Annotated in this window: 20 protein-coding genes and 2 pseudogenes; 17 read left to right on the top strand and 5 right to left on the bottom strand. The window is 68.6% G+C overall.

Features of this window, described 5'->3' with window-relative positions; all coding sequences use genetic code 11:
- From ABD908_RS22235 to ABD908_RS22220, 4 genes are all read left to right on the top strand, one after another.
- Nucleotides 1-242: acyl-CoA dehydrogenase family protein (locus ABD908_RS22235; protein WP_345000123.1), on the top strand; the 242-nt coding region annotated here is incomplete at its 5' end.
- Nucleotides 243-583: 341 nt separating this feature from the next.
- Entirely contained in the window at nucleotides 584-1,666 is a 1,083-nt protein-coding gene (locus ABD908_RS22230) for a DUF262 domain-containing protein (protein ID WP_345000121.1), read from the top strand.
- Nucleotides 1,653-2,390 carry an MAE_28990/MAE_18760 family HEPN-like nuclease gene (locus ABD908_RS22225; protein ID WP_345000119.1) on the top strand — a complete coding sequence of 246 codons (738 nt, stop codon included), beginning with the start codon at nucleotides 1,653-1,655 and terminating at the stop codon, nucleotides 2,388-2,390. Before ABD908_RS22230 ends, ABD908_RS22225 begins: the two co-directional genes overlap by 14 nt.
- Complete coding sequence (locus tag ABD908_RS22220; RefSeq protein WP_345000117.1) at nucleotides 2,387-3,466, top strand: DNA cytosine methyltransferase; 1,080 nt, start codon at nucleotides 2,387-2,389, stop codon at nucleotides 3,464-3,466. The genes ABD908_RS22225 and ABD908_RS22220 overlap by 4 nt, the downstream gene beginning before the upstream one ends.
- Before the next feature lie 107 nt (nucleotides 3,467-3,573).
- On the opposite strand, the pseudogene ABD908_RS22215 reads toward ABD908_RS22220, so the two are convergent.
- Nucleotides 3,574-3,743: pseudogene (locus ABD908_RS22215) on the bottom strand (ISL3 family transposase); the annotation flags it as partial.
- A 235-nt stretch (nucleotides 3,744-3,978) separates the two neighbouring features.
- Nucleotides 3,979-4,371: a hypothetical protein gene (locus tag ABD908_RS22210; RefSeq protein ID WP_345000115.1), complete on the bottom strand. Its 393-nt coding sequence runs from the start codon at nucleotides 4,369-4,371 to the stop codon at nucleotides 3,979-3,981.
- Between the two features lie 115 nt (nucleotides 4,372-4,486).
- Here ABD908_RS22210 and ABD908_RS22205 point away from each other — a divergent pair, with 115 nt between their 5' ends.
- Entirely contained in the window at nucleotides 4,487-5,203 is a 717-nt protein-coding gene (locus tag ABD908_RS22205; RefSeq protein ID WP_345000113.1) for an alpha/beta fold hydrolase, read from the top strand.
- Between the two features lie 18 nt (nucleotides 5,204-5,221).
- On the opposite strand, the gene ABD908_RS22200 is transcribed toward ABD908_RS22205, so the two are convergent.
- Both ABD908_RS22200 and ABD908_RS22195 read right to left on the bottom strand, forming a co-directional pair.
- The gene (locus ABD908_RS22200) at nucleotides 5,222-5,923 is read right to left on the bottom strand and encodes a TIGR03089 family protein (protein ID WP_345000110.1); all 702 of its coding nucleotides are present in this window, start codon (nucleotides 5,921-5,923) and stop codon (nucleotides 5,222-5,224) included.
- Nucleotides 5,911-7,839 carry an LCP family protein gene (locus ABD908_RS22195; protein WP_345000108.1) on the bottom strand — a complete coding sequence of 643 codons (1,929 nt, stop codon included), beginning with the start codon at nucleotides 7,837-7,839 and terminating at the stop codon, nucleotides 5,911-5,913. The genes ABD908_RS22200 and ABD908_RS22195 overlap by 13 nt, the downstream gene beginning before the upstream one ends.
- 225 nt (nucleotides 7,840-8,064) lie before the next feature.
- Between ABD908_RS22195 and ABD908_RS22190 the strand changes: the two genes are divergently transcribed.
- The 9 genes from ABD908_RS22190 (at nucleotide 8,065) to ABD908_RS22150 (ending at nucleotide 14,944) form a co-directional block, all read left to right on the top strand.
- Nucleotides 8,065-8,979 (top strand): glycosyltransferase family 2 protein, encoded by a 915-nt coding sequence (locus ABD908_RS22190; RefSeq protein WP_345000105.1) that lies wholly within the window; start codon nucleotides 8,065-8,067, stop codon nucleotides 8,977-8,979.
- 85 nt (nucleotides 8,980-9,064) lie between these two features.
- Entirely contained in the window at nucleotides 9,065-10,168 is a 1,104-nt protein-coding gene (manB, locus tag ABD908_RS22185; RefSeq protein WP_345000103.1) for a mannose-1-phosphate guanylyltransferase, read from the top strand.
- On the top strand, nucleotides 10,161-10,946 hold the full coding sequence (locus ABD908_RS22180) for an SGNH/GDSL hydrolase family protein (RefSeq protein ID WP_345000101.1): 786 nt from the start codon (nucleotides 10,161-10,163) through the stop codon (nucleotides 10,944-10,946). The genes manB and ABD908_RS22180 overlap by 8 nt, the downstream gene beginning before the upstream one ends.
- 60 nt (nucleotides 10,947-11,006) lie before the next feature.
- Complete coding sequence (locus ABD908_RS22175; protein WP_345000099.1) at nucleotides 11,007-11,633, top strand: TetR/AcrR family transcriptional regulator; 627 nt, start codon at nucleotides 11,007-11,009, stop codon at nucleotides 11,631-11,633.
- A 195-nt stretch (nucleotides 11,634-11,828) separates the two neighbouring features.
- Nucleotides 11,829-12,743: an AurF N-oxygenase family protein gene (locus ABD908_RS22170; RefSeq protein ID WP_345000097.1), complete on the top strand. Its 915-nt coding sequence runs from the start codon at nucleotides 11,829-11,831 to the stop codon at nucleotides 12,741-12,743.
- On the top strand, nucleotides 12,740-13,501 hold the full coding sequence (locus ABD908_RS22165) for a DUF4873 domain-containing protein (protein ID WP_345000096.1): 762 nt from the start codon (nucleotides 12,740-12,742) through the stop codon (nucleotides 13,499-13,501). Before ABD908_RS22170 ends, ABD908_RS22165 begins: the two co-directional genes overlap by 4 nt.
- Before the next feature lie 65 nt (nucleotides 13,502-13,566).
- The gene (locus ABD908_RS22160; protein WP_345000094.1) at nucleotides 13,567-14,031 is read left to right on the top strand and encodes a VOC family protein; all 465 of its coding nucleotides are present in this window, start codon (nucleotides 13,567-13,569) and stop codon (nucleotides 14,029-14,031) included.
- Nucleotides 14,028-14,441 carry an ArsR/SmtB family transcription factor gene (locus ABD908_RS22155; RefSeq protein WP_345000092.1) on the top strand — a complete coding sequence of 138 codons (414 nt, stop codon included), beginning with the start codon at nucleotides 14,028-14,030 and terminating at the stop codon, nucleotides 14,439-14,441. Before ABD908_RS22160 ends, ABD908_RS22155 begins: the two co-directional genes overlap by 4 nt.
- A complete protein-coding gene (locus tag ABD908_RS22150) occupies nucleotides 14,438-14,944 on the top strand; it encodes an SRPBCC domain-containing protein (RefSeq protein WP_345000090.1) in 507 nt (168 codons plus the stop codon). The genes ABD908_RS22155 and ABD908_RS22150 overlap by 4 nt, the downstream gene beginning before the upstream one ends.
- Here ABD908_RS22150 and ABD908_RS22145 read toward each other — a convergent pair.
- Nucleotides 14,922-15,590, bottom strand: coding sequence for an O-methyltransferase (locus ABD908_RS22145; protein ID WP_345000087.1), 669 nt, complete (start codon nucleotides 15,588-15,590; stop codon nucleotides 14,922-14,924). The two genes, ABD908_RS22150 and ABD908_RS22145, sit on opposite strands and share 23 nt — an antisense overlap.
- A gap of 240 nt (nucleotides 15,591-15,830) precedes the next feature.
- Here ABD908_RS22145 and sigE point away from each other — a divergent pair, with 240 nt between their 5' ends.
- The 3 genes and pseudogenes from sigE to ABD908_RS22130 form a co-directional block, all read left to right on the top strand.
- Complete coding sequence (gene sigE / locus ABD908_RS22140) at nucleotides 15,831-16,484, top strand: RNA polymerase sigma factor SigE (protein ID WP_345000085.1); 654 nt, start codon at nucleotides 15,831-15,833, stop codon at nucleotides 16,482-16,484.
- Between the two features lie 222 nt (nucleotides 16,485-16,706).
- Nucleotides 16,707-17,096 carry an anti-sigma factor family protein gene (locus tag ABD908_RS22135; RefSeq protein WP_345000124.1) on the top strand — a complete coding sequence of 130 codons (390 nt, stop codon included), beginning with the start codon at nucleotides 16,707-16,709 and terminating at the stop codon, nucleotides 17,094-17,096.
- Between the two features lie 10 nt (nucleotides 17,097-17,106).
- Nucleotides 17,107-17,530: pseudogene (locus ABD908_RS22130) on the top strand (serine protease); the annotation flags it as partial.

Here is a 17,530-nt window from a genome sequence, read left to right as displayed (position 1 = left end):
CGGCTGCGGCTCGGGCGGAGCGGGGCGAGAAGAATCTGGGGTTCATCAGCTCGGCGTCGAAGTGCTTCGCGTCGGATGTGGCGATGGATGTGACGACCGATGCGGTGCAGTTGCTCGGTGGTGCCGGTTATACGCGGGACTTCCCGGTGGAGCGGATGATGCGCGATGCGAAGATCACCCAGATCTATGAGGGCACCAACCAGGTGCAGCGCTTGGTCATGTCGCGCCAGCTACTGCGCTGAGTCGCGGCAGCTGGAGAGGCCGCCGGGAGGTTCTCCCGGCGGCTTGTCGCTGTCGGGCTCGTGTGGTGCGATCTAGCCTGTGACGAGGCGTTTCCTCAAATTTGGCGGGGGCTTCGCATTCGGCCGAGAGCAGCCCGTGGCTCCCGCCGGTGACGGCAGCCGGAACCCGGGCCTGGGTGTAGCCGTGTCAGGGTATCGCGCTACCTGTCGGAGGTGTGTGCGACAGTTGCTGCATCGGTATGCTCGGCGTCTCGCAGAGGTTTCTTTCGCGAGCCGACCGATAACCTGAGACGATGGTGTGCCCGCAACGAGCGAGGGGTACAGGGGAGAGGGAGTTGCTTATGACGCGTCGCGACGAAGGTCCGAGTAGTGCACAGGTGGAGCTCGCCGAGGGACAAATTGTAGAGCAATCCAAGCGAATCGACTTTTTTCTTACCGAATACTCCGTCGAATTACTGGCTCAAAAGATGCGCGACAATGAGTATGTCGTGCCCGCGTATCAGCGTGAATTCACCTGGGAGTCCGCGCGAAAGTCTAGGTTTCTTGAGTCATTGATCATGGGCTTACCTGTGCCATTCATATTCTTTTGGGAGATGCCTGATGGGCGCTTAGAAATCGTGGACGGATCCCAACGACTACGAACTATTCGTGAGTTCATTTTTGATGGATTTCGACTAGGCGAGCTTGAGCAGCTTACCGATGTTTCCGGATTCGGGTTCGATGATCTCCCTGAGTCTCGGCAGCGAAAAATTAAAAACCGCTCGGTGCGAGGAATCGTCTTAAATGAACACGCAGATGAAGCCGCGCGCCTAGATATGTTTGACAGGATAAACACAGGAAGCAAGATTGCCAACTATGCCGAGATCCGGCGAGGAGCGCTCGCTGGACCCTTCTTAAATTTGGTGGTCGAACTCTCAGGTTCGAAGTTGTTAGCCGACCTCGCGCCCATGTCCGAAAAAGCGAAGAAAGAGCGCGGATACGAGGAGCTGGTTACTCGTCTCTTCGCATACGGAGACGGGCTGGAAGAATACCGAGATCGCCCATCGGACTTCTTGTTCTCATACTCGAAGAAGATGAATGATGTCTTGACTTATTCACCTGAGACGGCGGACGTATATCGTCGACGCTTCCAATCGGTGCTCGAATTTGTTGATCGTAACTTCCCTTTTGGATTCAAGAAGATTCCTTCAGGCAGGGCCACACCACGGACGCGGTTCGAGTCGATTGCGATCGGTGTCGACTCAGCATTGTCGGAATTCCCGGAACTGGACGAGTATCCTCCAGAACGCCTTGAGGTCGACACCTGGATTAGCTCTGCTGAATTTCAGCATATCGTTAGCTCCGATGGGGCGAACGCCATATCTCGCTTGCGTGGCAGGATTGGCTACGTAAAAGAAAAGTTGGTGGCGTGTGTCGGGGACTAATCTCATTGAATTCTATGATGAACGATACGCGGAGATCGACGCATATCTTGTGTTCTTGCAGCACCTTGAGGAAGCGGCGCGTGCGGGCGTTCCGCGATTTAAGGGAACGGACGCGTATATAACGCCAACGCAGAAGAAGATCCTCAGTTCATGTTTGTACCTCCAACTGTATAATCTGGTGGAAGCCACCGTGGTCAAGTGTCTTGAAGCAGTTGTCGTTGCTGTGGAGAACGCTGAAAGGCGGCCAGAACAGCTTAGCGAAGAGTTACGGCGTGAGTGGGTTCGAAGTATTGCTCGCACTCATGTGGGTGACTTAGGTCCGCAGAAGCGCTTAGAGGCCGCCCTTGAGCTCTGTGAGCAAATATTAGGCCAAACGCCCATAAAAGATTTCAAAATTGAACCCGGTGGTGGCGGTAATTGGGATGATACGTCGATCGAGAAGGTCTGCGCACGTGTCGGGTGCGGGCTAGTAGTCTCGCCAAAGGTTAGGCAGGCCGTGAAGATGCAGGTCCGTGATGAGTTGGGGCCGCTGAAGTTGGTACGGAATCGTCGCAATGGTCTTGCTCATGGTTCGCTATCGTTTGTCGACTGTAGCGACGGCGTGACAGTGGCAGAGCTTAAAGCTGTCGCAACTGCGGTCGGTGATTATCTTCGCGATACGGCGAGTTCCTTTGTGAAGTTCATTGAATTGAAGGTCGTGAATAACAATGAGGTGAATTCGTGACGAGCGAAGTAGAAGCGCCCGAAATTCGTGCGGTTGATCTTTTCTGTGGTGTGGGCGGTCTAACTCACGGTCTGGCGCGTGCAGGTGTTAGCGTGGTGGCGGGGTTCGATATTGATCCGGCTTGTCAGTATGCCTATGAGGCGAACAATAGAGCGAGATTTATAACTCAAGATGTAGGGGAGCTAAACGCAGACGATGTGTCGGACCTGATCGTCGGCGGATCCTCCGTATCAATGATTGCTGGATGTGCTCCGTGTCAACCGTTTTCAACCTACAGTCGGGCGGGAAGAAGTAAGTCGCGCGCGGGCGACTGGCAACTTGTTGAGAAATTTGGACGGATAGTTAGCGAGGTCCAACCCGACCTGGTGACAATGGAGAACGTGCCTCAGCTCCTTGATCACCCAGTCTTTGGTGAATTTGTATCTGCCCTTGACGGATACAGTGTCAAGTGGACGATCGTCGAAGCGGTCCGGATCGGTGTGCCGCAGACGCGCAAGCGCCTGGTATTGCTTGCATCAAAGATGGGGGACTGCAGCCTCGAAATTCCTCAGCGTGGGACGAGGGCGAAGACGGTGCGGCAAGCAATTGGGCGGCTCCGTCCGATCGACGCCGGTCAGGCTGACCCCCTGGATCGTCTTCATGTAGCTCCTCGGCTGAGTGTGACAAATATGGAGCGAATCCGTCATTCGAAGCCTGGTGGGAGTTGGCGTGACTGGCCGACGGAGCTTCAAGCCGCGTGTCACCAGAAGCGAAGCGGAGCAACGTATCCGAGTGTGTATGGTCGCATGGCTTGGGATGCTCCAAGTCCAACAATAACTACACAGTGCTTCGGATACGGCAACGGCCGGTTTGGTCACCCCGAACAGGATCGCGCTATCTCGCTGCGTGAAGCGGCGATATTGCAAACCTTCCCAGCCAAATACAAGTTCGTTGCGCCTGATATGCCGGTCCGGTTCAACGTGCTTGGTCGCCTAATAGGCAACGCGGTACCAGTGCGTCTCGGTGAGGTAGTCGGCGAAGTGATGATCGCGCATGCTCGCAGATACGTAAAATTGCATGGCGAGCGCAATGGCTGACGGACTTAATTAGCTCGCGTGCAACTTGAAATATCGACCAGTATAAAGACATCGTCTGCAGCTCGAAATGGACTGTTTGGTGGCTCCCCACAGTTCAGGGTGTAGTCGGGTCTGAAGCCACCGGCTTCGAGGAATGATCGGGTGAGGTTAGGGAGCAGAGGGCCGAGTAACGCAGGTGCTCAAGGCGGCTGTTGACGGCTTCGGCGGGCCCTTTGCGGGTGCCGGACCGGTCGAAGTATGCGAGCGCGAGCACGTCCGCGGCCCGGTTGTTCACGCTCCACTGGACGCCGCGGCGGTACCGGTCTAATGCGTCGCTGGCCAACCCCACGACGTTGGATCGGGCGACCGAAGCCGCGGGCACAGGTGGCGTCAGACGTGTCGAAGTCTTCCGGATGTGGCGCGTAGGAACCCTCATCCTCGGGTCAGGTGCTGCAGAATGGTCGCGGAGTAGTTAGTCCCATGGACTACAGGAGGTCCGCGCCGACGCCGATAATGTGAAGTTCCATTGATAGTCAACCTGCGAGGGCATGGACAGTGATCACCACCGCGGCGAGGGCGCCCAGCACGGCGAGCGGGCTCAGGGGCTCGCGGCGTAGGGCAGCCCGTACCGCGAACGCGATCGGCACGATCCCGATCACCACGAAGTGACTGGTCTCGGCGATGGCGATGTACACGATGGCCACCAGCACGGCGACGATGCTGCACTGGTTGCGCGCCCAGGTGAACCAGGCCGGCCGACTCGGCGGGTACGCCTCGGTGACCGGTGCGAGTCGCGGGTCGCCGGGCGCCGCGGGGTAGACGCCGGGCTGCGGGTACCCGCCGTGCGGTCCCTGCCCGTCCTGCCAGTGCTGCTCGCCCTGCCACTGCTGCTGTCCGGGCTGCTGCCACGGTCCGGGGTTCGTCATGCGGTCAGTAGATCGCCTACCGCCAGGACTGCACTTAACGCCCGCTGAACCGCGCCCGCCATGCCCGGGCCGACCCGGCGCCCATGGCCCGGACGACCCGGGCCAAGATGGGGGAGTGGATCGACTGGTCGCCCTGCCCGGGACCCTCTGCCCGCCTGGGGTCTTCGACCGGCTCGCCGCCGAGACGGCGGACGCGGTATCCGTGGATGCGGTCTCCTGGCTCACCGAGCCCGGTCCGTGGGACGTGCCCAGCGTGGCCGAGCGTGTCGCGGCGCGGATCGGCGACGAGGGTCCGGTTCTGCTGGCCGGCCACTCCACCGGGGGCGCCATCGCCCTGCAGCTCACGATCACCCGTCCGGACCTGGTCCGCGGGCTGCTGCTGATGGACACCGGCGCCCACATGCAGGGGCACGGCGACGTCCGCGCGATCATCGACCGCATCGCTGCCGACTGGGGCGCCGACCTGCGGGCTGCGGTGCTGGACAGGTCCTTCCATCACGGACCCGACGACCAGACCCGCGTGCAGTGGCTGGCGTGGGCCGCAGCCGTGGACCGGCAGGCGGCGCTGGAGGTGCTGACCAGCCAGGCGGCCCTCGACCTGCGGCCGGGGCTGGGCGCGATCGACGTCCCGGTCGAGCTGGTGCACGGCGTGCACGATCGGGCTCGGCGCGTCGAGGACGCGCGGGAGCTCGCGGCCGCCATCCAGGGTGCCGAGCTCACGCTGCTGCCGGTCGGGCACAGCCCGATGTACGAGGCGCCGGCGGAGGTCGCCGCCGCGGTGCGACGACTGACGCAGCGGGTCCGGCGCAGGGCCGTGCGGGCGCCGCGGTAGCACCGCACCGAACGACTCTCAGGTCACGCGGGCCGTGGCCTTCTCCGTCTCGAACTTGGCCGTCAGCCGGTCGCGGTCCGGGTGGGCGACGTGGATCACCGAGGCCTCGGCGGCGAGGGGCGCCAGGAGGCCGTCGTACACGTCGCCGACGCCCGCCCACGTGCGCGTCGAGAGCACCCGGTCGCCGCGCGCGTAGCCGGCGGATGCTGCGAGCGCTGTCGCGCGTGCCACCACGAGCTCCACCGGGTCGCCGTCGAACGCCACGCCCGCACCCGCCGGCGTGAACGCGTCGGGGTGCGCCCGCACCTCGGTCGTGTAGTCGTCGATGCCGACGGGGAGCTCCCGCACAGCGAGCCCGAACGCATCGAGCCCGACGGCGAGGATCTCGTCACCGTCGGCCTCCGCGATGCGCTCGGGGGTGCAGAACGTGACCCGGCCCGATTCGCCGAACCGCACGTGCGTTCCGGCCCACCACGCGCCGAACAGGATGCCCGCGGTCTGCCAGTGCGCGGGGAGCAGCACACCCACCTCGTCACCCGGGCCGAGCCCGTACTGGTCACGCAGCAGGTTGGCGCATTTGGCGGCCCAGTTCGCCAGCGTCACACCCGAGAGTCCCATCCGGGCGCCGGTGGCGTCGTCGTACCAGGTGAAGCGGGGTGCCGCGGGCTCGGCGGCCACGATCGGACCGAGCAGCGCGTCGGTCACCGTCAGTCCACGCACGGGATGCCTCCGTCCTGGTCCGCCGAGAACGCGGGCCGGTTGAGGATCGACGAGTAGATGGCCGCCTCCGTCGGGTCGAGGGAGTTCGGGTCGGTCGAACTGCTCTCGTCCGAACCGCTGCTGTCGCTACCGGCCTTCCCCGGACCGGTGTAGCCGTCCTCGAGGATCACGCGCACGTGGCCTGCGGCGACCGACCGGTCGGCCTTGACCGGCAGCCCGCCCAGCTCCGCGGCGACGGCCTTGGCGCCCGCGTCCGAGGCGCTGCGCGCGGCGACGACACTGCCGGCCGCGATGTCGGTGTCGCGGGTATCGGCGTCGCCGACCGTGCCGCGGGCGTAGCCCTTCGCGGCCAGGTACTCGGAGACGGAGGAGGCGAGGCCGGCGGTCTGGCTGCCGTTGACCACGTCGACGGAGATGTCGCCGCGCTCGACCGCGGGCTTCGGTGCGCTGGTGGAGGTCGCGGGGTCACCCGAGTCTCCGCCGACCACGGCACCCGGGCCCAGCAGCGCGCGCGTGTACGCGTGCACCTGGTTGGGATCGACGACCACGATCGACTGCCCGTCGGGGCTGACCCCGTCGTCACGCACGACGGGGATCGTCGCGAACTTGATCGAGCCCGCCGACAGGTCGGCGAGCTGCCGCGCGAAGTCGATCGTGTTCCACTGGTCGTCGATCGTCACCGAGCGGTGCACGGCCGCCTCGAGCTGGTCGAGCTTGTTCGGGTTCGACAGCGTGCCCGCCGACAGCACCTTGTGCGCCAGCGACGCCATGAACTCCTGCTGCCGCACGATCCGGTCGAAGTCGCCGCGGGGCAGCCCATGCCGCTGGCGGACGAAACTCAGCGCCTGCGGCCCGTCGAGTGTCTGGAGGCCGCTTCGGAAGTGGGCCCCCGAGTAGACGTCGTTGACCGGGTGCTTGAGGCACACCTGCACGCCGCCGACGGCGTTCGTGAGCAGCGAGAAGCCCACCAGGCCGATCTCCGCGTAGTGGTCGACGGTGACCCCGGTCAGGTTGGCGACGGTCTCGATCAGGACGTCGCGACCCGCCTGGGTGGCGTCGTCGGTCGCCTGAGCGTCCGACTCACCCTGGTCCATCAGCTGCTGCTTCTTGGCCGCGTAGGTCGACCCGAACGCCGAGTTGATCTTGGCGTAGCCGATGCCGGGGATGTCGACCCAGGAATCGCGGGGGATGGACATCGCGGTCGCGGACCGGCCGTCGTTCGGGATGCGGATCAGGATGATGGTGTCGGTGTTGATACTGCCGTCGTCGACGCCGGCGTGCAGCTTGGCCAGTTCGGCCTCCGACATCGGGTTGCCCTGCGCGTCCACACGCGAGTCGGTGCCCACCAGCAGGATGTCGGTGGCGCCGTCGGGGGCGCTGCCGCGGGGGATCGAGACGCGTTTGACGGCCGATTCCAGCGAGTCGACCCGCGCCCACGCGTACCCGGTCACCAACAGCACGATCACGGCGAGGAACGCCACACACGCCATGCCCAGGATCGCGACGCCCTCGCGAGTCGGGGCGATCGAGTGGGCCGCGCCTGCGCTGCGTGAGGATCGGTCCCGCTGTGGCCGGCTGCGGCGGTACCTGCCGTGCCGGGGTGTCTCGGCACCGTCGGCCGCCTCCGCGAGCGGAGACTTCTCCCACGCCAGGCCCTGCCCAGCGCCGGGGTCGACGGTGACGCGGTGCGGCGCCGACCGGGCCCGGTGGCCCGGTGCTCCGGTGCTCCCCGTGGTTCGAGGACGCGGGGCCCCGTCGCCTGGCCTCGCCGCCCCGTCGCCTGACGCGGGACGGTCGGCACCGTCGCCGCCGAATCGGCGAGGCGGGGTCGGACGCGCCCCGCGGGACGCGCGGTCACCGGGCGAGCGCCGGTCTCCGGGGCTCCCACCGGGCCCAGAGCTCGGGCTGTCGGGCACCTGACGACTCCTCACGGTGTCTCTCGAACGGGTCACTGGCGCGGTCGAACCGCGCCTCGCTCCGGACCACGGTACTTGCCTCGCGATGTGGACGGCGAGAACTCCCCACGGTACGGCGCCGACGCGCGGTCGGTGGCGACCCGCGGTGTGATCCGAGGAGCACCCGGCCGCGGGCCGCGCCCCGGATGCAGGAACACGACCCGTCGGCCCGGTACCCTGTCGTCCGTGACTGACCCAGGGACCGATTCCGTACCCGAGGGACCGGAGATCGCCGTGGTGACCGTCACCTACTCACCCGGCCCGTATCTCGACGGTTTCCTCGCGAGCGTTCCCGCGGCGACCACCCGGGCGCCGCGGGTGCTGATGGCCGACAACGGCTCGGTCGACGGTGTCCCCGAGGCGGCGGCCGCGAAGTTCTCGTACGCGACGCTGCTGCGCACCGGCGCGAACCTCGGTTACGGCGGGGCGATCAATTTCGCCGTGGCACAGATCCCGCCCACCGTCGAGTTCGTCCTGATCGCCAACCCGGACGTGTCGTTCTCGCCGGGCGCGGTCGACGAGTTGCTCGCTGCGGCCCGGCGGCTGCCGGACGCGGGTGCGCTCGGCCCGTTGATCCGGGACCCGGACGGCACCGTCTACCCCTCGGCGCGGCAGGTGCCGAGGCTCACGTCCGGGGCCGGCCACGCCCTGCTCGGCACGGTGTGGCGGTCGAACCCGTGGACCACCGCCTACAAGCAGGCCGAGGCGGCTGTGACCGAGCGCGACGCGGGGTGGCTGTCGGGCTCGTGCCTGCTGGTGCGGCGTGCCGCCTTCGACGCGATCGGCGGCTTCGACGACCGCTACTTCATGTACATGGAGGACGTCGACTTCGGCGACCGCCTGGCGCGCGCCGGATGGCGCAATGTATACGTGCCGTCGGCGGAGATCGTCCACGCCAAGGGGCATGCCGCGGGGCGCGAGCCCGAGCGGATGCTGCCCGCCCACCACGCCTCGGCGTACCGCTTCTTCGCCGACCGGCATCCGGGCCCGGCGAGACTGCCGTTGCGCCTCGCGCTCCGGGCCGGGCTCACGGCACGCTCCCGCCTGACGGTGGCGCTGGCTCGGCGGGCCCGGCAGCGGGGCGACGCCGACCCGACGTAGCTGACCGACGCAGACCTGGCCAGATGCGCCCCAGACCTAGATGATCGTCTCCACCGCGAGAAACATGGACACCCGAGGAGAGTCAGTGACGGAGCAGATCGTGACCGGCGAGGGCCCGCTGGGCGATGTGGAAGCTGTGATCCTGGTGGGCGGTAAGGGCACCCGCCTGCGCCCGCTGACCCTGTCGGCGCCCAAGCCGATGCTGCCGACGGCCGGCAAGCCGTTCCTCACGCATCTGCTGTCCCGGATCCGCGACGCCGGCATCGAGCGGGTGGTGTTGGGCACGTCGTTCAAGGCCGCGGTGTTCGAGGACCACTTCGGCGACGGATCCGACCTGGGCCTGAGCATCGAGTACGTCACCGAGACCGAGCCGCTGGGCACCGGCGGCGGCATCCGCAACGTGCTGCCCAAGCTGCGCGCCGAGACGGTCATGGTGTTCAACGGCGACGTGCTGGGCGGCAGCGACCTCAAGGCGGTCGTCGCGACGCACCGCGAGAAGGACGCCGACGTCACGATGCACCTGGTGCGTGTCGGCGACCCGCGCGCGTTCGGCTGCGTGCCCACCGACGCGGAGGGCCGCGTCACCGCGTTCCTCGAGAAGACGCAGGACCCGCCGACCGACCAGATCAACGCCGGTTGCTACGTGTTCCGCCGCTCGGTGATCGAGGAGATCCCGGCGGGGCGCGCGGTGTCGGTGGAGCGCGAGGTGTTCCCCGCGCTGCTGGGCGCGGGCCGCCGGCTGTACGGGCACGTCGACTACGCGTACTGGCGCGACATGGGTACGCCGGAGGACTTCGTCGCGGGCAGCTCGGACCTGGTGCGTGGCATCGCACCGTCGTCCGCGCTGGACGGATCGCACGGCGAGTCCCTCATCCACCCGGGCGCGTCCGTGGCGCCGGGCGCGTTGGTGATCGGCGGCTCGGTGGTCGGCCGCGGCGCGGAGATCGGTGCGGGCGCACGCGTCGACGGCGCCGTGATCTTCGACGGCGTCCGGGTCGAGGCCGGCGCCGTCGTGGAACGCTCGATCATCGGCTTCGGCGCCCACGTCGGACCCCGGGCACGGCTGCGCGACGCGGTGATCGGCGACGGTGCCTCGATCGGTGCGCGCTGCGAGCTGCTGCACGGTGCGCGGGTGTGGCCAGGCGTCGACATCCCGGACGGTGGCGTCCGGTTCTCGACCGATGTCTGAACGGGTGTTCCACCGCTTCGTGGCGATGGGTGACTCGTTCACCGAGGGCGTCGGCGATCCCGACCCGACGGGTACTCACGAGTACCGGGGCTGGGCGGACCGGGTCGCCGAGGTGCTGGCTACGCGGGCCGACGACTTCGGCTTCGCCAACCTGGGCGTGCGGGGCAAGCTGCTGCGGCAGGTGATCGACGAGCAGCTCGCGGACACCCTCGCGATGCGCCCCGACCTCGTCACCGTGTACGCGGGCGCCAACGACCTGATCCGCCCGCAGGTCGACATCGACGCCCTGGTCGAGGAGTACGACGCGATGATCGCCGAGCTCGCGGCGAGTGGCGCCACCGTCGTCCTGTGGACCGGCGCCGACACGCACGGCGGCGGCATCTTCGGTGCCCTGCGCGGCCGGTTCGCCATCTATAACGAGTTGGTCCGCGAGGTCGCCGAGCGGCGCGGCTGCCTGCTGGTCGACTACTGGCGGATGCGGGACTACCGCGACGCCCGCCTGTGGGAGTTCGACCGCATGCACATGTCGACCGCCGGGCACGTCCGGATGGCTATCGAGGTACTCGACGTGATCGGCGTGCGACACGCCGTGACGCCGGTCGATCTGGGGCCCGCGCCCGTGCTGACCCCGGCCGAGGAACGGGCCGTCAAGCGCAGGTGGCGGCGCGATTTCGCCTTCCCGTGGGTGATGCGCCGCGTGCGCGGCATCTCCACCGGCGACGGGCGTCCGCCCAAGTATCCGGACCTGACGGTGCCGGTCATGGCACCCCGCGACTGACACCTGCGTGAATACCCGCCCTCCAGGCGCCGCGGCGGCGCAGGATGCCCTGGTGACGCGATGCAGGGCCCGACGGTGACGGGCCGCCCGGACGGTCGCGCGCAGACGCGCGCCCGCATCGTCGGCGCCGTGTTGGACTGGGCGGCCGAGTCGGGCATGGGGCGGGTGTCGATGGATGGCATCGCGCGCCGGACGCGACTGGCGCGCGCAACGCTGTACCAGCACTTCCCGGGCCGGGACGCGCTGGTACAGGCGGCGATCCGCGCCGAGCTCGACCGCTTCTACCTGGAGGTCGACCGGTTCGCGAGCCGCCTCGACGGCAGCACCGAGCGCATGGCGGCGACCTTCGGCTTCGCCTATGCCTACCTGCTGGGACACCCGATCCTGGAGCGTGCGTTGGCGATCAATCCACAGCCGCTGATATCGCACATCATCGGCGACTCACCGACGCTCGCGGAGGGTCGCCGGTTCTTCCTGCGGGAGATCCGGCGCGGTGAGTACCGCGCGGATGCGGACGTGGACGCGCTCGCCGACTTCGTGGTGCGTCAGCTGCATTCGCTGGTCTTGGCGCCGCCTCCGGGGGCCGATCGGCAGACCCGCGAGCAGCGGGTCGCGGCGGGGAGCGCGTACGCGGAGCGGTTCATCGTGCCGATCCAGCGCGGGTATCTCGCGGACGACACCGATTAGTGGCGTCTCCCGCGTCGGCGAACATCGAGTCGGCCGACGGTTCGGACGCTGACCGGCGAGCGCCTCCCCGAGGAGCGGCTGGACGGTCGATCAGCCTATGCACCGTCGGTAAGCGCCTGAGGATGTTTCCACTGACAGACACTCCGATATAGACAGTTATTGAAAAGTGTCTACTGACGGGGTTACCTTCGTCACATGACCTCCGAAGCAGTATCCCCGGGGCGGACGCGCGACGATGTCGCGGCCCGCCTGCTCGGCGGCTCGGTCCGCCGCTCCTACGCGCCCGTCGTGGACATCGACTGGGATGCGCCCCTCGTAGCGGGCAGGTGGTTCCTGCCGCCGGAGATGTGCACGCTGTACGGCACCGACCTGTGGGACTCGCTGTCACAGGACCAGCGCATCGAGCTGTCCCGGCAGGAGCTGGTGAACCTGCTGTCGATGGGCGTGTGGTTCGAGAACCTGCTCAACCGTCTGCTGCTGCGACAGCTGCTCGACGCCGATCCCACCGCCCGGGACGCCCACTACTCACTCACCGAGATGGGCGACGAGTGTCGTCACATGGTGATGTTCGGCCGGGTCATCGACCGGGTCGGCGCGCGTCCCTACCGTCTGCGCGGCTGGCAGCGCGCGGTGGTCAAGTACCTGCTGCCGCTGCTGATCCGCGGGGCGGCCGTGTGGGTCTTCGCGCTGGTCGGGGAGGAGATCTTCGACGCCCAACAGCGCGCCATCATCGGGGGCGACACCGAGCAACTGCAGCCCATCGTCGTGCGCCTGATGCAGATCCACGTCGCCGAGGAGGCCAGGCACATCGGCTACGCCCGCGACGGTGCGCGGCGCGGCGTGGCCACCCGCAGCCGGGTCCAGACGCTGGTCGCCGGCAACCTGCACGCGGCCGCCGCGTACGGCTTCCGATACCTGTTCGCGAACCCGCGCATGTACACGCGGGTGGGGCTGGACGGGTGGCCCACGTATCGCGTGGCGATCACCAACCCCAACCACGTCGCCGCCAAGCACGACGGTTTCCGCGGGCTCGGTCAGTTCCTCTCCTCGGTCGGGCTGATGGGGCCGGTGGCGCGTCGCGCGTGGCGGAAGACGGGCTTCTGGAAATGACGCGGCTGCTGGTCGTGACCCGCGGCCGCGCGCCCGACCTCGCGGGGCACGCCGCGACGGTGGTCGATCCGGTCGCGGCCGGCTCGCTGGCGTTCGACCCCGGATCGGATACCTGGTCATGGTCCGGCGGGACGGCGGCTGCGGTGCTCGTGTGTGGCGCCGAGGTGGCCGTCGGCGTCCCGCGGATATCCGGGCAGCCGGCCGCGCCCGGCACCGTCGGGCCCGGCGCTGCGGACGCCTACCTGGGTGTGCTGGTCGACGGCGTGCCCAACGTGTTCGTCGTCGACCCGGCGGATACGGCCCGGCTGGGGTTCGTCCACACATGCCTCGCGTGGATGGCCGCCGAGGGCGCGACGCGGATCACCTCGCGCCCGGCCGTGACCGCGGATCGCGGGGTGCTCGCGCACACCGAGCGCAGGCTGCGGCGGCCGGTGCGCGAGGAGGTCGACCTGTCCGACGCGTACCTGCGCGACGACGGTGTCTGGGCCGGACCCGCGCGTCTCGCCGCGGGCGCCACGGAGCGCACCGCCCCGGTCCGGCTCGCCGGGCACTTCGAACCGCTCGACGGGCGCTACCACTGGTACGGCACCATCGACGACCCGGCCGTGGGCGCCGAGTTCAAGGCGTTCAAGCGCGGCACCGTGACCCTCGCGGTGGACGGCTGCCCGGCGGTATCCGCGGCGGTCACCGATCGGACCGGGTGGGGCACCTACCGCGTCGAGGGGATCGGCGCCCCACCGTTCCCCATGGCCGGTTGATCCCCATGGCCGGTCGACCGGATCGGCGTTGACATGGTTTCCCGATCGGGAAATAATTTCCAGGTATGGACGACAACGCATTCACGCCATCTGTCTGCTACCACGACCGCCCTGCGATGCTCGACTGGCTCGAGCGGGCCTTCGGCTTCGAGATCACCCTGGCGATCGACGGGCCGCCCGACGAGCCGGCCATGGGCCATTACGAGATGAGCTGTGCCGGCGTGGGCCGCATCATGATCTCCGGTGAGTGGGCCGATTGGACCAGGAGCCCGGCCGGGGTCGGTGGATCCAACACCCAATGGGTCCATGTGCAGTTGCCGGGCGACATCGACGCGCACTGCGCGCGGGCCCGCGCCGCGGGCGCCCGCATCGTCGCGGAGCCGGACGACCAGTTCTACGGCGATCGCACCTACCGTGCCGTCGATCCCGAGGGGCACCACTGGACGTTCGCGATGCACGTGCGCGACGTCACTCGGGCGGAAGCGGAGGCGACGCTCGGACAGTCGATCAGCGCACCCGGATGGGCGTGACGGCGCCCGCGCGATTCCCGTCGGACGCCGGCGACGGACCACCGCCTGCGGGGGTCGACGACGCCTTCGCCGCGCTCGCGGACCCGGTGCGGCGTCGGGTCGTCGAACTGCTCGCCGAACGGCCGTACCGGGCGGGGGAACTCGCAGCCGCCATCGGGACGTCCCCGTCGACGCTGAGCAAACACCTCCGGGTGCTGCGGACGCGGGGCCTGGTGCAGGAGACCCACCCCGAGTTCGACGCGCGGGTACGGATCTTCCACCTGCGGTCCGCGCCGATGGTGGAGTTGCGGAACTGGCTCGCGCTTGCGGAGCGGGGGTGGACGGAGCAGCTGACGGCGTTCGCCCGGCATCTGGCCGAGGACGGGCAGGGCGCCGGACCGGACGCCGATGGGACCGGGGTCGACCCGTGACCGGCTCGCGCGTGATCGTCGCGCTCCGGGTGCCCGCGACACCGACCCGCGCGTTCGCGGCGTTCACCGAGGGGATCGCGCAGTGGTGGCAGCCCAACGGTCTGTTCCAGTTCGCCATCGGGCGGACGGGGACGCTCGTCTTCGAGCCGGGGCCCACCGGTCGGCTCGTCGAGACCTACCCCGGCGGCGACCTCGTGGAGATCGGTCGCGTCCGTGTGTGGGATCCGCCGCGGCGCCTGGTCCTCGGCTGGCGACAGGCGGGCTTCGCCCCCGACGAGCAGACCGAGCTCCGGGTGACCTTCGACGACGTGTCCACCGGTGCGGCGCCCTGCACCCGCGTCACGGTCGAGCACATCGGGTGGGACACCATCGCGGCGTCCGGAGCGGCACGCCACGGCTTCCCTCTGCGCGAGCTGCAGCTGCGGTTCGCGCAGTGGTGGCGTCTGCTACTGGGCGGCCTCGGTGAGGTCGCCGATCCCGCTACTCGGACGAATCCGCGGTGACCGATTTCGCCGCGGCGAGCAGCCCGCCGCCCAGCGGGACGACCACCGGCAGCAACCGCTCGTCCTCGGCGATCAGCCGGGTGGCCTCGCGCGCGGCGAGCACCTCGTCGTCGTCGGCGTCACCGTCGGCGATCCGGCCGCCCGCGGAGCCGATGTTCAGTACGACCACGCCGCCGGGGCGCGCGAGCCGCACGGCCTCCGGCACGTACCGGGCGTGGTCGGTGGGGTCCCCGTCGATGAGGATGAGGTCGTACGAGCCGTCGGCGAGCCGGGGCAGGACGTCCAGCGCGTGCCCGTTGATCAGGCGGGTGCGGCTGGCGGGCAGCCCTGCCTGCGCGAAGCCCACCTTGGCGGCGGACTGGTACTCGGCCTCGGAGTCGATCGTGGTGAGCACGCCGTCGGGTCGCATGCCGGACAGCAGCCACAGCCCACTGATGCCGGCGCCGGTGCCCACCTCGACAACCGAGCGCGCGCCGCTGACGGCGGCGAGCACCGAGAGCATCGCGCCCACCGCGGGTGTCACGGCGTCGACGCCCAGGTCGGCGGCGCGTTCCCGGGCCGACGCCATCGCGGCGTCCTCGACGATCGCATTCTCGGCGTAGTCGACGAGCGCGGCGGACTGGGCGGCTGAGCTGCGGTTGGGCACGTGTCGAGGGTAGTCGGTCGCGTGTGTGGGGGCGGTGTGTCGGGCGGCTCGCGCCAAGAAGTTTAGTCATTCGAATGGAATCACAGGTTGCGCACAGATCGCTATCAGTGCCGGCACAAACCGATCCGAGAAGGTCATTGCAATGCATCACGACCCGGTCCGGGAACAATTCCTGTGTGCCGGGAGTTCAGGTGGGTAACGTGTCTCGGCTTCGTATGCCGGGACCGAGGGGAGGGTGCCATGGCGCGCTACGCCGGGTTCGACGACGCGGCCGGCTCGCGCGAGGCCGCCGCGGGCGACGCGGTGGGTACAACGGCGCCGGAGCGCGTCGGCACGGCCGCATTCGACGCGGGGGAGGCGTCGGCACTGCCGTCGTGGGACGAGTTGGTCCGTGAGCACGCCGACCGCGTGTACCGGCTGGCGTACCGCCTGTCGGGTAACCAGCACGACGCGGAGGACCTCACGCAGGAGACCTTCATCCGCGTCTTCAAGAGCCTCAGCAGCTACGAGCCGGGCACCTTCGAGGGGTGGCTGCACCGCATCACCACCAACCTGTTCCTGGACATGGTGCGCCGGCGTGGCCGCATCCGCATGGAGGCCCTGCCCGAGGACTACGACCGGGTGCCCAGCAGCGAGCCCGACCCCGAGACGGTGTACGACGACGCCAACCTCGGCGCCGACCTGCAGCGCGCCCTCGACTCCCTGGCCCCCGAGTTCCGCGCAGCGGTGGTGCTGTGCGACATCGAAGGTCTGTCCTACGAGGAGATCGCCACGACGCTGGGCGTCAAGCTCGGCACCGTCCGCTCGCGGATCCACCGCGGCCGGCAGGCGATCCGCGAGGCGCTCGCGGGGGCCGGCCACACCAGCGGTGCCTCGCTCGCCGGCAACGCCTGACGACTCCTGCGCGGCGCGTCGGTTCCCCGCCGTTCCCGGGTGTCGGGAACCGTTCTCGTCAGCCGTTCGTTGACACTTCGATTGACGTATTGTGTGCTGACGGCCAGAGGTCGCGGTCTGTAGGTGGGAGGTGTGGTCGTGAGCGAACCAGGACGGCTCGATGATCCTGACGGCGCGTCGCGCCAGTACCTCGGCGAAGGATTCCGGCGAGTGCTGTCGCGGATGCCCCTGCGTGGCCTGCCGGACCGTACCCAGCCGGACGAGGGCTCGGGCCCAGCGGGCCCACGCCGTTTCTCCTCCACCCAGCACCTCGCGTTCGAGGCGGTCGTCGCGTACGTCGACGGCGAGCTGCGGATGAACGCGCATATGCGCGCCGCTACGCACATCGCCGAGTGCCCCCTGTGCGCCGCGGAGGTGGACGCGCAGCGCCAGGCCCGCACGATGCTCCGCGAGTCCGGTGAGATCAGCGTCCCCCGCCACCTGCTGGGCGCCCTGTCCCAGATCCCGAGCGCCTTCGACGCGCCGGAGTTCCCCACGTACCAGCCGTTCGAGGAGCCGGGTGCCCGGCGTGCCGAGGCTGGGAAGCGGGGCCGACGCAGGTCGCGTGGGTAGATTCGTCTAGGTGACGTCCGAGCAGAGCCCGCCCGACGAGAACCGACCCGGCGCCCGCCCGGAGGATGCGGTGGGTGCATCGCCCGCCCGGGGGGAGGACCGCGACCAGGGCCGCCCACGCCTCGACCCGCGGCCCACGGCCCGTCCCGCGGTGTCCGACGGTGACCGCGCCGTCTTCGGGCGCCCTGCCGGCGTGCAGGGATCCTTCTCCTCGGAGTCGGCTGCTGCCGCCGCGCGCGCCACCGCTGGGCCTCGACCGGAGCTCGGTCCACCCGACCCCGTGCTGCGGGAGGCGTTCTCCCGGCCCGCCGGGTCCACCGAGGTGCTGCAGCGCGATCCGTACGCGCTGCCGCTGCCCGACGGTGACGACGCCCCGCCGGTCACGGACCCGTGGCGCGACACCGAGTCGGTCGCGGTGCTGGGCGCGCCCGGCC

It is taken from the genome of Tsukamurella soli (assembly GCF_039541155.1).
In the GTDB taxonomy this organism is placed as follows: Bacteria; Actinomycetota; Actinomycetes; order Mycobacteriales; family Mycobacteriaceae; genus Tsukamurella; species Tsukamurella soli.
The sequence above is the reverse complement of the archived record's forward strand: the minus strand, read 5'-3'. Positions and strand labels throughout refer to the sequence as shown.

Bases quoted from the DNA above. Each gene is read 5' to 3' on its own strand.
- ABD908_RS22170 (WP_345000097.1), top strand. From the start codon at position 11,829: ATGACCTCCGAAGCAGTATCCCCGGGGCGGACGCGCGACGATGTCGCG.
- ABD908_RS22165 (WP_345000096.1), top strand. From the start codon at position 12,740: ATGACGCGGCTGCTGGTCGTGACCCGCGGCCGCGCGCCCGACCTCGCG.
- ABD908_RS22135 (WP_345000124.1), top strand. From the start codon at position 16,707: ATGCCCCTGCGTGGCCTGCCGGACCGTACCCAGCCGGACGAGGGCTCG.
- ABD908_RS22210 (WP_345000115.1), bottom strand. From the start codon at position 4,371: ATGACGAACCCCGGACCGTGGCAGCAGCCCGGACAGCAGCAGTGGCAG.
- ABD908_RS22160 (WP_345000094.1), top strand. From the start codon at position 13,567: ATGGACGACAACGCATTCACGCCATCTGTCTGCTACCACGACCGCCCT.
- ABD908_RS22230 (WP_345000121.1), top strand. From the start codon at position 584: ATGACGCGTCGCGACGAAGGTCCGAGTAGTGCACAGGTGGAGCTCGCC.
- ABD908_RS22175 (WP_345000099.1), top strand. From the start codon at position 11,007: ATGCAGGGCCCGACGGTGACGGGCCGCCCGGACGGTCGCGCGCAGACG.
- sigE (WP_345000085.1), top strand. From the start codon at position 15,831: ATGGCGCGCTACGCCGGGTTCGACGACGCGGCCGGCTCGCGCGAGGCC.
- ABD908_RS22180 (WP_345000101.1), top strand. From the start codon at position 10,161: ATGTCTGAACGGGTGTTCCACCGCTTCGTGGCGATGGGTGACTCGTTC.